This window comes from Fusobacterium sp. SYSU M8D902 (genome assembly GCF_040199715.1).
Taxonomy (GTDB): Bacteria; Fusobacteriota; Fusobacteriia; order Fusobacteriales; family Fusobacteriaceae; genus Fusobacterium_A.
The window spans coordinates 1-13,370 of sequence record NZ_JBEFNA010000039.1 but is presented as its reverse complement, the minus strand read 5'-3'; the positions used below and the strand labels follow the sequence as shown (position 1 = coordinate 13,370).

Sequence of the window (13,370 nt, the reverse complement as noted above, 5' to 3'; positions counted from 1 at the left end):
GCAGTTACTCCCATATCTACTAATCTCTTCTTTAGCTCTCCAATTCTTCCAATTTTTATGATTCTAGCTTTCTCTCCATTTTTTAAATCACATAGTTGCATTTTTTCCTCCATATTATAAATTGTTTGTCTTGCAAATCATTTAGTTTTATAATACTATATTATTATAAAAAAATTATACATTTCATATAGAAAATTATATATTTTTTTGTTAAAATGTATGTAATAATCTATTTTTAAAATATATAAAACATTTATGAAAGGATTTAAATTCAATGGTTAGAATATGTCTTATTGAAGATGAGAGTGATCTACATCAAATTTTAAAATTTTATTTGGAAAAATCAGGATTTTCAGTATACTCTTGTAAAAATATTCAAGAGAGTACAAAATATTTAAAGGAAGCTATTGATCTGTGGGTTGTAGATATAATGCTACCTGATGGAAACGGACTAGAGCTACTAAAGACTATAAAGAGCAATAACAGTAAAGCACCTGTAATTATAATATCTGCTAAAGGAGATTGTTTTGATAGAGTTACTGGATTTGAAATAGGTTGTGATGATTATATTTCAAAACCATTCCTTCCAGCTGAATTGGTTTATAGAGTGGAAAAACTACTAAAAACAACTCAGTATGAAAAAGAGGAAAACAACCTCTCTATTATTGAGATACCACCATACAAGATAGATATCACAAAAAGGGTTATCTCTCTTAATGATGATATACTAGAAATTACAAGTAGAGAGTATGATATTATCTGCTTCTTTATTGAGCATAAAGGACAAGCTATTTCTAGAGAGTTTTTACTTAACTCTATCTGGAGTAATGATTATTTTGGAAGTGATAGAGTTGTGGATAACTACATAAAAAATATTAGGAAAAAACTTCCATTTTTTGCAATTGAAACTATCTATGGTTTTGGGTATAGGTATAATTAATGAAGATGAGAAGTATTAAGTTTAAATTTATTATCTATGGAATTTTATTTGGTTTAATTATTATGTCAACCTCAATACTTACTGTATATTACTGGTCGTTTACATATTTTGAAAAACTCTTTGAAGACCAGATAATCTCAACACACACTCTAAATAAAAAAGAGACTCTTGGAGTGAAGAATGAATGGATACTCGGTGTATCTACAAATTCAATTGAAGTGGTTCAAGGAGTACATGGAGATGAACTGGCCACTATTATTGAGGATAGGGCACAATCTCAAAAAAAATCCAATCAATTTTATCATGAAAATCTTTCAGATAAAAAAATTCTATGTAATATAAAATTAGATACTCAAAATGGAGAAACTATCTATCAATACTCAATTATTAGAGATATTTATGCTGAAATATTTCCCAAAATCTGTCTTTACTTCATCTGTTTTACTATTTTTTTAATATTTCTTTCAATATGCTATACTAATTTTATTAGCAACAGATTGTATCAAGATATTTATAAATTGAGGGTATATACTAAAAAAATCACTAAAAAAGAGAAAATAGATGAAATTGTAATTGATAGTGAGGATAAAGAGTTACAAAATTTAGTAAATGATCTAAAAATTCTAAAAGACACATTAGATAGAGAAGAGGCTCTTAGGCAATCTACTCTACAGTATATCTCTCATGAGATGAAGACTCCTATTATGATTATTGAAGGTTATACCTCTTCTGCTAAAGATAATCTTTTTCCGAAAGGTGATCTCAACTCTACTTTGGATACTATACTAGCTCAAGCATATAGAATTAAGCAGAAAGTTCGTGATTTAATCACAATTATAAAAGTGGAATCCAATGATTATTATTTTTCTACTGCTACTTCAGTTAATATCTATGATACTATACAGGAGATCTTAATTTTACTTAAATATAATTACTCAAATAAAAAAGTAGAACTTAATATCCCTTCAAACTATTTTATTGAGTGTGATAAGGAGCAACTAAAAATAATTTTTGAAAATTTAATAACCAATCAAATTAAATATTCTGACACTTTTTTCTCTATAACCTGTGAAAAAAAAGAGGATACACTATATATGCACTTCTTTAATGATGGAGAAAAAATAGGTGAACAGATAAAACCATATCTATTTTCACCATTTGTTAAAGAGTATCATGGAGGAAGTGGTCTAGGTCTCTCTATTTGTAAAACAATTATTTCAAAGTTAAATGGAGATATCTATTTGGAAGACACAACTACTGGAAACCTCTTCACTGTGGAGTTTAACTCATTTTCAGAAAAATAATTTGTACAATTTGAACAATTTTATTTTGTTTTTAAATAAAATTGTTCTTTTTTTTTACAAATTATACTTGACTTTTTTAGTGCATAGGAATATAATGAGTTATATAGATAACTAATCAAGTATAGATTAAATATTGTTGATAGATTAAAAGAGGGGGTCATTTTATGCTTTTTAAAACTAGTGAAATCCACGAGGAGTTACGTAAAAAGGTTAGAGAGTTTGCTGAAACAGAAGTTAAACCAATTGCTTTTTCTTTAGATCAAAATAATGAATTTCCTACTGAAGCTATTAAAAAATTTGCTGAATTGGGACTTATGGGTATACCTTATCCTAAAGAGTATGGTGGGGCAGGTATGGACACTTTAAGCTATGCTATAGCTGTTGAAGAGTTATCAAGAGTTGACGGTGGTACAGGAGTTATACTCTCAGCACATGTTTCTTTAGGTACCTACCCTATCTATGCTTTTGGAACTGAAGAACAAAAACAAAAATATCTTATCCCTTTAGCTTCTGGTGAAAAACTTGGGGCTTTTGGATTAACTGAACCAAATGCAGGAAGTGATGCAGGAGGAACTGAAACTACTGCTGAATTAGTTGGAGATCACTACATTTTAAATGGTGGTAAAATATTTATAACAAATGCTGATAAAGCTGATACATATGTTGTCTTTGCTGTTACTACTCCAGATATAGGAACAAGAGGAATAAGTGCCTTTATTGTAGAAAAAGGTTGGGAAGGATTTACATTTGGTGATCATTATGACAAGATGGGAATCCGTTCATCATCTACTGCTGAACTAATTTTTAATAATGTTAAAGTTCCTAAAGAGAATCTTCTTGGAAAAGAGGGAGAAGGATTCAGAATTGCAATGGCTACCCTTGATGGTGGTAGAATTGGAATAGCTTCTCAAGCTCTAGGAATTGCACAAGGAGCTTATGAAAATGCTCTTGAGTATGCTAAAGAGAGAGTACAATTTGGAAAACCAATAGCTCAACAACAGATCATATCTTTCAAGTTAGCTGATATGGCAACAAAATTGAGAGCAGCTAGATTTTTAGTATATAGTGCTGCTGAATTAAAAGAGAATCACGAACCTTTCGGTATGGAATCAGCTATGGCTAAACAATATGCTTCTGATATATGTCTTGAGGTAGTTAATGATGCTTTACAAATATTTGGTGGATCTGGTTACTTAAAAGGAATGGAAGTAGAACGTGCTTATAGAGATGCTAAAATTTGTACTATCTATGAGGGAACTAATGAGATTCAAAGAGTAGTTATAGCTTCTCATATCATTGGAAAAATGCCTAAAGCTGAATCAACTAAGAAAAAAGCAAAAGGAAATGGTGGAGCAACTGGACTTCGTAAAAACATTATTTTTAAAGATGGAACTATGGAAGAAAAAGTTAATGCACTAGTTGAAAGTTTAAAAAATGATGGTTATGATTTCACTGTTGGAATCCCTTTAGACACACCAATTCCTCAAGCTGAGCGTGTAGTAAGTGCTGGAAAAGGAATTGGAGCAAAAGAAAATATGAAGCTTATTGAAGATTTAGCTATTCAGGCTGGAGCTGCAATCGGGTCATCAAGACCTGTAGCTGAAACTTTAAGATACCTTCCTCTAAATCGTTATGTAGGAATGTCTGGTCAAAAATTCAACGGTAACCTTTACATTGCCTGCGGTATTTCGGGAGCAGGGCAACACCTAAAAGGAATTAAAGATGCTACTACAATAGTTGCTATCAATACAAATCCTAATGCTCCTATATTTAAAAACTCTGATTATGGAATTGTTGGAGATGTCAAGGAGATCCTTCCACTATTGACTAAGGCTTTGGACAATGGTGAACCTAAGACTCCAGCTCCTCCTATGAAAAAAATGAAGAGAGTAGTTCCAAAACCAAGTAGACCTTCATCTTGGAAAAGATATGTATGTGGTGGTTGTGGTTATGAGTATGATCCTGCAATTGGAGATGAAGAAAACGAAATTGCTGAAGGAACACTTTTTGAAAAATTACCTGAAGAATGGATTTGTCCAGACTGCGGTGAAGAAAAAACTGCTTTTATTGAGATAGAAGATTAATCTTAGGAGGAAGATACTATGCATAACGTAAGAAAGATAACTGATGATCTATACTGGGTAGGAGGAGATGAACACCGTCTACACCTATTTGAAAATATACACCCCATATCTAGAGGAGTTTCTTATAACTCTTATCTACTTTTAGATAAAAAAACAGTCCTATTTGATACTGTGGATTGGGCAATAGGACGTCAATTTATAGAGAATATAAAATATGTTTTAAAAGATAGAAAATTAGATTATATGGTAATCAATCATATGGAACCTGACCATGCTGCAATGATACAAGAGATCATAATGCATTACCCTGAAGTAAAAGTTATTAGTTCTGAAAAAGCTTTCTATCTTATGAATCAATTTGGATTTAATGTAGATCCTGAAAAGTGTGAGACAGTTGTTGAAGGAGATACAAAATCTTTTGGTAAACATAAAATACTATTTGTAGCTGCTCCTATGGTTCACTGGCCAGAAGCTATGGTAAGTTTTGATTTAACAAATGGAGTGCTATTTAGTGCTGATGCCTTTGGAAGTTTTGGAGCTTTAGATGGAAAACTTTTCAATGATGAGGTAAATTTTGATAGAGATTGGATAGATGATGCTAGAAGATACTATACTAATATAGTTGGTAAGTATGGTCCTCATGTACAAGCTCTTCTGAAAAAAGCTAGTGGTATAGATATTAAAATGATCTGTCCTCTTCATGGTCCAGTATGGAGAAATAACTTTGAGTATTTCTTAGATAAATATAATAGATGGAGTAAATATATACCAGAAGAAAAAGGAGTTATGATTGTCTATGCTTCAATGTATGGAAATACTGAAAATGCCGCATCTGTACTAGCTACTAAACTAGTAGAAAAAGGTATGACTAATGTTCATATGTATGATGTTTCAAAAGTTCATGTTTCTGAATTAATAGCTGAAACTTTTAGATATAGTCATATTGTTCTTGCATCTGTTACTTACAACCTTGGAATCTACCCTCTAATGCATAATTATCTAATGGATATGAAAGCACTAAATGTACAAAAAAGAACTGTGGCTGTAGTTGAAAATGGTTCTTGGGCTTGTAAATCAGGTAGCTTAATGATGAAGTGTTTAGAAGAAATGAAAGATATGAATATTTTAAATGAAAAAGTTACTTTAACATCATCTATGACAGATGATAACCATATTGAAATGGATAGTTTAGTTGATTCTATCTTAGAATCAATGAAATAGATCCCCTTATAAAAACAGGAGAAGAGCTAACTCCCTCTTCTCCTGTTTTTTATTCTATTTTTCATTATTTTATATCTTTTAAATTTATAATATATCTGAGCAAATGTAGAAACTACAATTATTCCCATCGTTATTGCCAATGTTATCATCAGTGTTTCAATACCCTTTTGAGTTGCCTCCTGCACCCTATGTTCTACAGCATAGGACATTGTAAAATAGACTCCACTTCCAGGTACTAATGGGATCAAACTAGCTATTAAGGTTGAGGTCACTGGTGTTTTTAACATTCTAGCCATTATTTCAGAGTATATTGTCAATCCAACTGATGAGTAAAAAAATGATACTGGATCTGAATTTCCACTATATTTGAAGAGAATATATATAGCCCAACCAATAGCTCCACCAATACTTGCATATATTAGCTTTTTTCCTTTTAAATTAAAGATGATTCCAAAAGCAAAAGTACTTCCAGCTGCTGCAATTATCTCAATAATAACGTGACTATCCATCTATATCTCTCCCAATTTTAAAATTAAAAATAGTGCAAAACCTGTTCCAGAAGCTAGAGCCATACCTATTAAAAAAGCTTCTACAGCTCTTGAAACACCAGATACTAAATCACCTACCACCAGATCTCTAATAGCATTTGTAAAGGCAATTCCTGGTACCAACAGCATCAACATACCTATTGTTGAGTAAGATACAGTACTGAGTATTCCAAATTTCACTCCCAAATATGAAACAAGTGTACATATACTTCCACCTAGAGTATTTAAAAAGAAGGTATTTGTTTGAAGTTTATTGGCAAAATCAGATATTAAAAATACCATACCACCACCTACAAAAGCTACTAATCCATCTGCTAGACTTCCTTTATAGAGTAGAGCAAAGAAAAATGCTCCCAAACAATAAGCTAAAAAATAGATATATTTGTTATATGGAACTTCCCTATTGATTTTGATTACCTCTTCTGTAAACTTATGAAAACTATACTTATCTAAATCCCTCACCAACTGATTTATTGAATGAACTTTATTCAAATTTATTGTCCTTGAATTTATTCTCTCTACAGCTGAATAAGTTTCCCCTCTGTGATTTCTCACTGAAGTTATGATACAAGTAATAGAAACAAAGCATTGAGCATTCAAATTATGATGTTTGCATATTCTTGTTATTATATCCTCTACTCTATAGGTCTCTGCCCCACTTTGCAAGGCAATTTTACCAGTCATGTTAGCTAAAGTTAATATCTTATTTTCAATAATCATAGTATACCCCACTTTATTTAAACATTTTTAAAACTGTCTCTGAATAATCACCATTTTCATCATGTGCTATCAAAGGTGGTAATACTCTCAAGCCAGAGTTACCATTTTTTACCCCCTCAACTAGTAAAATTTTTCCCTCTTTCTCTATTTTAGTATAACAAAATTGTATTCTCTTTGGTTCAATTCTATATTTTTTCATTGTTTCAATAATATCTATCAATCTATCAACTCTATGAACCATTACAAAATATCCCTTATCTTTTAAAAGACTTGCTGATGTTGCTAGTAATGAATCCAAATTAATTGTTATCTCATGACGAGCGAGTGATAATTGATCTAGATCGTTCAACTGTTTCTCTTCTCCATGAAATTTGAAAAATGGTGGGTTTGTTACAACTAAATCCATACTCCCTCTCTTAAAGTGAGTCTCCCAATTTTTCATATCGTCATTTATAATCTCAATCTGATCACCAAGCTTATTCAACTCTACATTTCTTTTAGCCAATTCACTTGATATTTTCTGTATCTCTATACCATAAATTTTAGAATCTGTTCTCTTAGATAAAAATAGAGGTATCACTCCATTCCCAGTTCCCAAATCCACTATTTTTTTTGTTGTTCTAGTTATTGTTGCAAACTCTGCTACTAACAAAGAATCTATTGAAAAAGAAAAATGATCTGCTCTTTGAATAATTTTCATATCTTTCTGCAAAAGATCAATAACTGTTTCAAATCTATTTTCATCATTCATAAAAAATGATCCTCCTAAAGTTTAATTTACTACTATTTTTCTATGATTTTCTAGCACTTTCACAGTTGAAAACCCCAATAATCTACAATAGGAGAATACCATATCCTGATTATTTTTTTCTAATTTATAGAATTCCTTTGTAAAATTTATTGTAATTACAGGAGCCTCCGGAATCTCTCTATAAAGATTTTTCAGCTCTACAACTAAGTTTTCAAAAAACTTATCTATCTCTAGATTATCAGTAAATACCTCTCCCAAAACCACTAAATTATCTCTATAAAAGATCTTATATATTCCTGTTCCCTCATATCCAGTTATCTCCATAGTAAAATCTATCAAACCAATTGGGGCTAATGAGAGTAGCTCTTTACGTTTAAAAAGAGCCTCAAAATTATTATTTAACTCTAAATATATAGCCTCAACTGCAGATCTTATCTCTGGTAAATTATATTGTTCAAAAACATTTTTAGTCACTGGATTATAAATACCTATCTTCTCTAATTCCAAGAAAATCACCTCTATATAGCATATTGAGTATTGTACATTGTTTGATAGAATCCACCTAGCTCCATCAACTCTTTATGAGTTCCTTTCTCAATAATAGCTCCATCTTTTAATACTAATATCAAATCAGCATTTTTTATTGTAGATAGTCTATGAGCTATTACAAAACTAGTTCTGTTCTTAGTTATATTCGTTATAGCTTTCTGAAGTCTCAACTCTGTTCTAGTATCAACTCCACTTGTTGCTTCATCCAGTATTAGGAACTTTGGATTAGAAGCAATTATTCTTGCAATTGTTATCAACTGTTTCTGTCCTTGAGAAAGTACCATGTTGTCCTCACTTATTATTGTATCATATCCCATAGGTAATTTACTAATAAAATCATAAGCACAAGCTAATTTTGCACTATTTATAATATCCTCATCAGATATATTTTCATTTCCATATTTTATATTTTCAGCAATTGTTCCTGTAAATAACCAACTGTCTTGCAATACCATACCAAATAGTTTTCTTAAATCTGATTTTCTATACTCCTCTATATTTACCCCATCTAATAAAATCTCTCCAGATGAGATATCATAAAATTTCATTAAAAGATTTACTATTGTTGTCTTTCCTCCACCAGTAGGGCCAACTATTGCAACTAATTTTCCTCCATCTACTTTAAATGACAGATCCTTTAATACAGCTACATCTTTTTCATATGAGAAGTTTACATCTTTAAATTCAACACTTCCTCTTATCTCATCTGCCTTTAGCTCTCTATCTCCACCTAAACTATCCTCTTTTAGTTCCATGAATTGGAAAAATCTCTCTGAACTAACTATTACAGTCTGTATTATGTTGTATGCCTCTGATATACTTGCAATAGGTCTATTAAAAAGCTTTGAATATATAATAAAACTAGATAGCTCTCCTAAATTTAATCTTCCTTTCAATATGAATATAGCTCCAGTAAAAATTATAAGCGAATACCCTATATTGTTTATAAAGTTCAATGTAGGAAAATTAAAGCCTGAGAAAAATAGAGTTTTTATAGCATTCTCTTTATAATCCTCATTCAATCTCTTAAATTTTTCAATAGCTCTCTCCTCATAAGAGAATGACTTTACCTCAGACTGTCCTGTCAACATCTCATCTACAAAACTATTTAATTTACCTAGATGTCTTTGCTGTATTCTTCTTTTCTCCTTACTTTTCATAGTTATTTTCTTTAAGAATACTCCTGTTATAGACACCAGTATCAACTGTATTATTGTCAACGATGGGCTGATATATATCATTATAACCAATGCAGTTGAAATAGTTAATATGTTCACTATTATTCTAGTTCCAATCTGTGATAGAGAACTACTTATATTATCTATATCATTTATTAAAATGGTTAAAATATTTCCCTGTGACATAGTATTAAATGTTTTTAATGGAAACTTATGTATCTTTGAGAAAGCATTTTTTCTCATTGTATTTACTATCTCTTGGGATATTACATTCATCTTTACATTCTGTATCAAAGATAAAAAAGCCCCTAATATATAAGTCAATAGCAAGGCTCCAGATATCTGTCCTAAAAATATAAAATTCTCTCTACTCATACCAATATGTATCTGATTTATAGCTTTTCCTACCAAATATGGTCCTATCAATGTAAAGATATTTCCTATTATTGCTAAAATTACTAAAAATAAAAATTTATGTCTATACTGATAGAGATATGGAGTTAATTTTTTTAATATACTATTCTTCATCTTCACACTCTCCTGTTATACATATCTCTTGAGATTCACAGATCTCTCTATACACACCACAAGTTTCTACCAGTTTTTCATGTGTATCAAAACCTGCTATCTTCCCATTATCTAATACCATTATTCTATCCATCTTTATCAATGAAGATATTTTTGGAGAGATTGTTATTGTTGTAATATGTTTCATATATCTCTTCAACTCTTCTTTCAAATTATGCTCTGTTATAAAATCTAAAGCACTAAAACTATCATCAAATATCAAAATATCTGGTTGTTTCAATAGAGTTCTAGCTATTGATACCCTCTGTTTCTGTCCACCTGAAAGGTTATTTCCACCCTTTATCAGCTGTGTTTCATACTTTTCAGGTAATTTCTCTATAAACTCTTTTCCTTGAGCTATATGTGCCATAAGTTCAAGCTTCTCTCTAGAGGCATTTTGATCTCCCCACATCATATTCTCTTTTACACTTTGTGAGAAAAGAAAAGCTTTCTGTAATACTAAACCAATTTTCTTTCTTAAATTTCCCTCTTTATATCTTTTTATATCTACTCCGTCTACTCTTATCTCTCCTTTTACTGGGTCATAAAATCTCGGAATAAGAGAAACTAAGGTTGATTTTCCTGAACCTATTCCACCAATTATACCTATATTCTCTCCTCTTCTTATCTTAAAATCTATATCTTCCAAGACATATTTATCACTTTTATCATAAGAGAAATATACATGATTAAACTCTAAAACATTGTCCACTAATTTGTGTTCAAAATCCTCTTGAGTGATCTCCTCAATCTTCTCTTCAACTATCTCCTCCACTCTTTTGTAAGAAATACTTGTCTTACTATATAGACTAAACAAGAAAGATAGAGCATTCATAGCAAAAAGTATCATATTAAGATAGTTGATAAAAGCTACTATCTCTCCTAATTGCATCTTTCCATAGTGTACTCTTATCCCTCCAAACCATAATACTGCAACTACTCCAACATTCATAAGTAGAGTTATAAACGGAAGTTTACTTATCATAAGGTTTTCAGCTACTATACTCTGCTCTTTAAGATCATCATTTTTCTCATCAAATCTCTCTTCCTCAATCTTCTCTTTAGACAGAGCTCTTACCACTTTCATTCCAGATAGATTTTCTCTCAATATCAAAGTCAAATTATCCAATTTTTTCTGCACTAAAGCATATAATCCAAAAGATTTTTTTACATAGTAAAGAGTTAGATATATTATAAGTGGTGCAATTATTATGAATACAATTGAAAGTGTAGGATTTATAATTATAGCCATAATTACAGCTCCTACTCCTGTTGTCAATCCTCTCAATACCATTCTTATACACATTAGGAACATATTTGTTATCTGATCTACATCTTTAGTTATTCTTGTAATTAAAGAAGCTTGTGAAAACTTATTTAATTGATTGAATGTAAAGTGTTGAATCTTTGTAAATATGCTATCTCTTAAATTTGCTCCAAACTCCTGAGAAGTTTTTGAAGAGAAGTAGTTTGATAAGATAGCTGATAAATAACCTAGTATAGCTACTCCTACCATCTTCCCTCCCATATTTAAAATATAATCAAAATCTCTATTTGAAACACCTATATCTATTACCTTTGCCATTATAAGCGGAAGTGTCAAATCTGCAAAAGATTCTCCCATTTTAAAAAGTGCTGCTATCATTCCCCTAAATAAATAGGGTTTAAAATATTTAAACATTATCCCTCCTAAAATAATTAGTTTTACGAAATATTTAGTATTTACCAGATTTAATTTTATCATATATTCTATTTAAATAATAGAGTAATTTAGTTAAAATTTATTAATTAATTTTTTTATTTTTGTAATCTTTTTGTCACACTCTTATGATATCATAAATCATATAAAAAATCTTTCCCCAAAATATTTTATATAAATGAAAATAGTGGAGTTTATTCTCCACTATTTTTGTTTTTTGCAACTTCTGATTATTGACATCTACATAAAAAAATAGTATAATGCGTGGGACAATTATATATTGTAGCAGATGGGTACTCCTATCTGCTTTTATTTTTATAGGAGGTTTTTATGTTAATCAATTTAAAAGATGATAAAAAATTCTTTAACATTCTTCTTGTATTAGCTATTCCAATTATTTTACAAAATTTGATTGGAGCATCTCTAAATCTACTGGATAACTTTATGATAGGAAGTCTTGGAGAAAGTGCTATTGCTGCCACTGGAATAGCAAATCAATATTATATGCTATTTTATCATGCTGGGAATGGATTTGTTGTAGGTGCAGGAATCTTTATGTCACAATATTTTGGAAAAAAAGATATAGATAGTATCTATAAATTTATAGGTATAGCTCTTCTTTTCTCCCAAGTTACATCTTGGATTTTTGCTAGTGGAGGGGTATTTTTTGCTGAGGATATAATGAGAATCTTCACTAAAGATGAAGTTGTTACAACTCTTGGAAAAAACTATTTAGCTGCAGTTGCTCCTAGTTATATCTTTATGAGTGTATCACTCTCATTTGCTATGGCTTTGAGAAGTTCGGGATATACAAAAATACCTATGTATGGAAGTATGATTGGGCTTGCTTTTAATGCAATTTTAAACTACATATTTATCTTTGGTAAATTTGGCTTTCCTGCACTTGGAGTAACTGGAGCTGCTCTTGGTACTACCGTAGCTAGATTTATGGAGATGAGTTTCATTCTTCATACTATCTACATAAGAGATAAAAATATCATTGCTGGAAAGTTAAATCAACTTTTTAGTTTCTCTAAAGAGTTGATAAATAAATACTTAAGAACTGCTACTTCAGTAGTTTTTAATGATGTGATGTGGATAGGTGGAATGACTGCATATTTTATAGCTTATTCTAAACTTGGAACTAATGCTACTGCTGCTATGCAGATAGGTAATACTCTAAATAACGCATTTAACCTTTTTGCTGTAAGTATCTCTATCGCCTCTAGTATAATTATTGGTAATAATATTGGGGCAGGAAAAGAGAGTGAAGCTAAAGAAATGGCTATTAAAATTAGTATCTGGGGAGTGCTTTTAGGAGTTGTAATTGGAGCTATATTCTTTTTAATATCACCTCTTATCCCTAAACTATTTGCAATATCTGATGAAACAAAATCAAGTGTAATTGCCATACTTAAAATAATGGCTATCATACTTCCTATCCGTTTCTTTGGTATTGTTCAGATCATAGGGGTTCTCCGTGGTGGTGGAGATGTTATATATGCTATTTTAGTTGAACTTATAGCTGTTTGGGGAATTGGAGTACCACTTTCTTTCTTGGGAGCTGTATATTTCCACTATCCTATAGCTATTGTCTATGCTCTCACTTGTTTAGAGGAGCCTTTCAAAATGATAGCTACTATTCCTAGACTTGTATCTGGTAAATGGATTAAAAATTTGGTTAAATAAGTTGTTAACAGATTAAATTTTTTTTGTAAAGAACTTTAAAAATGGGGCTGTTGCAAACTTAATAGCTATATGTTTTAAAATTAGCTAAAGAGATTTTTTAATCTCTTTGGCTTTTTTATT

The 13,370-nt window shown here is 30.6% G+C and carries 12 protein-coding genes; 5 read left to right on the top strand and 7 right to left on the bottom strand.

Features of this window, described 5'->3' with window-relative positions:
• The coding region (locus tag ABNK64_RS10355; RefSeq protein ID WP_349764310.1) for a FeoA domain-containing protein at window positions 1-101 on the bottom strand (101 nt) is incomplete at its 3' end.
• A 173-nt stretch (window positions 102-274) separates the two neighbouring features.
• Here ABNK64_RS10355 and ABNK64_RS10350 point away from each other — a divergent pair.
• From ABNK64_RS10350 to ABNK64_RS10335, 4 genes are all read left to right on the top strand, one after another.
• On the top strand, window positions 275-940 hold the full coding sequence (locus tag ABNK64_RS10350; protein ID WP_349764309.1) for a response regulator transcription factor: 666 nt from the start codon (window positions 275-277) through the stop codon (window positions 938-940).
• Window positions 940-2,244: a sensor histidine kinase gene (locus tag ABNK64_RS10345; protein ID WP_349764308.1), complete on the top strand. Its 1,305-nt coding sequence runs from the start codon at window positions 940-942 to the stop codon at window positions 2,242-2,244. The genes ABNK64_RS10350 and ABNK64_RS10345 overlap by 1 nt, the downstream gene beginning before the upstream one ends.
• A 164-nt stretch (window positions 2,245-2,408) precedes the next feature.
• The gene (locus tag ABNK64_RS10340; RefSeq protein WP_349764307.1) at window positions 2,409-4,328 is read left to right on the top strand and encodes an acyl-CoA dehydrogenase family protein; all 1,920 of its coding nucleotides are present in this window, start codon (window positions 2,409-2,411) and stop codon (window positions 4,326-4,328) included.
• Between the two features lie 18 nt (window positions 4,329-4,346).
• Window positions 4,347-5,549, top strand: coding sequence for an FprA family A-type flavoprotein (locus ABNK64_RS10335; protein WP_300343251.1), 1,203 nt, complete (start codon window positions 4,347-4,349; stop codon window positions 5,547-5,549).
• A gap of 26 nt (window positions 5,550-5,575) precedes the next feature.
• On the opposite strand, the gene ABNK64_RS10330 is transcribed toward ABNK64_RS10335, so the two are convergent.
• The 6 genes from ABNK64_RS10330 to ABNK64_RS10305 are packed head-to-tail and all read right to left on the bottom strand — an operon-like array spanning window position 5,576 to window position 11,543.
• Window positions 5,576-6,058: a threonine/serine exporter family protein gene (locus ABNK64_RS10330; RefSeq protein ID WP_349764306.1), complete on the bottom strand. Its 483-nt coding sequence runs from the start codon at window positions 6,056-6,058 to the stop codon at window positions 5,576-5,578.
• Window positions 6,059-6,817: a threonine/serine exporter family protein gene (locus ABNK64_RS10325; RefSeq protein WP_349764305.1), complete on the bottom strand. Its 759-nt coding sequence runs from the start codon at window positions 6,815-6,817 to the stop codon at window positions 6,059-6,061.
• Window positions 6,818-6,830: 13 nt separating this feature from the next.
• Window positions 6,831-7,568 (bottom strand): tRNA1(Val) (adenine(37)-N6)-methyltransferase, encoded by a 738-nt coding sequence (locus ABNK64_RS10320; RefSeq protein ID WP_300343257.1) that lies wholly within the window; start codon window positions 7,566-7,568, stop codon window positions 6,831-6,833.
• A 21-nt stretch (window positions 7,569-7,589) separates the two neighbouring features.
• Entirely contained in the window at window positions 7,590-8,075 is a 486-nt protein-coding gene (locus tag ABNK64_RS10315) for a hypothetical protein (RefSeq protein ID WP_349764304.1), read from the bottom strand.
• Window positions 8,076-8,086: 11 nt separating this feature from the next.
• Window positions 8,087-9,823, bottom strand: coding sequence for an ABC transporter ATP-binding protein (locus ABNK64_RS10310; RefSeq protein ID WP_349764303.1), 1,737 nt, complete (start codon window positions 9,821-9,823; stop codon window positions 8,087-8,089).
• The gene (locus ABNK64_RS10305) at window positions 9,813-11,543 is read right to left on the bottom strand and encodes an ABC transporter ATP-binding protein (protein ID WP_349764302.1); all 1,731 of its coding nucleotides are present in this window, start codon (window positions 11,541-11,543) and stop codon (window positions 9,813-9,815) included. Before ABNK64_RS10305 ends, ABNK64_RS10310 begins: the two co-directional genes overlap by 11 nt.
• 348 nt (window positions 11,544-11,891) lie before the next feature.
• Between ABNK64_RS10305 and ABNK64_RS10300 the strand changes: the two genes are divergently transcribed.
• Entirely contained in the window at window positions 11,892-13,250 is a 1,359-nt protein-coding gene (locus ABNK64_RS10300) for an MATE family efflux transporter (RefSeq protein ID WP_349764301.1), read from the top strand.
• Window positions 13,251-13,370 lie beyond the last annotated feature (120 nt).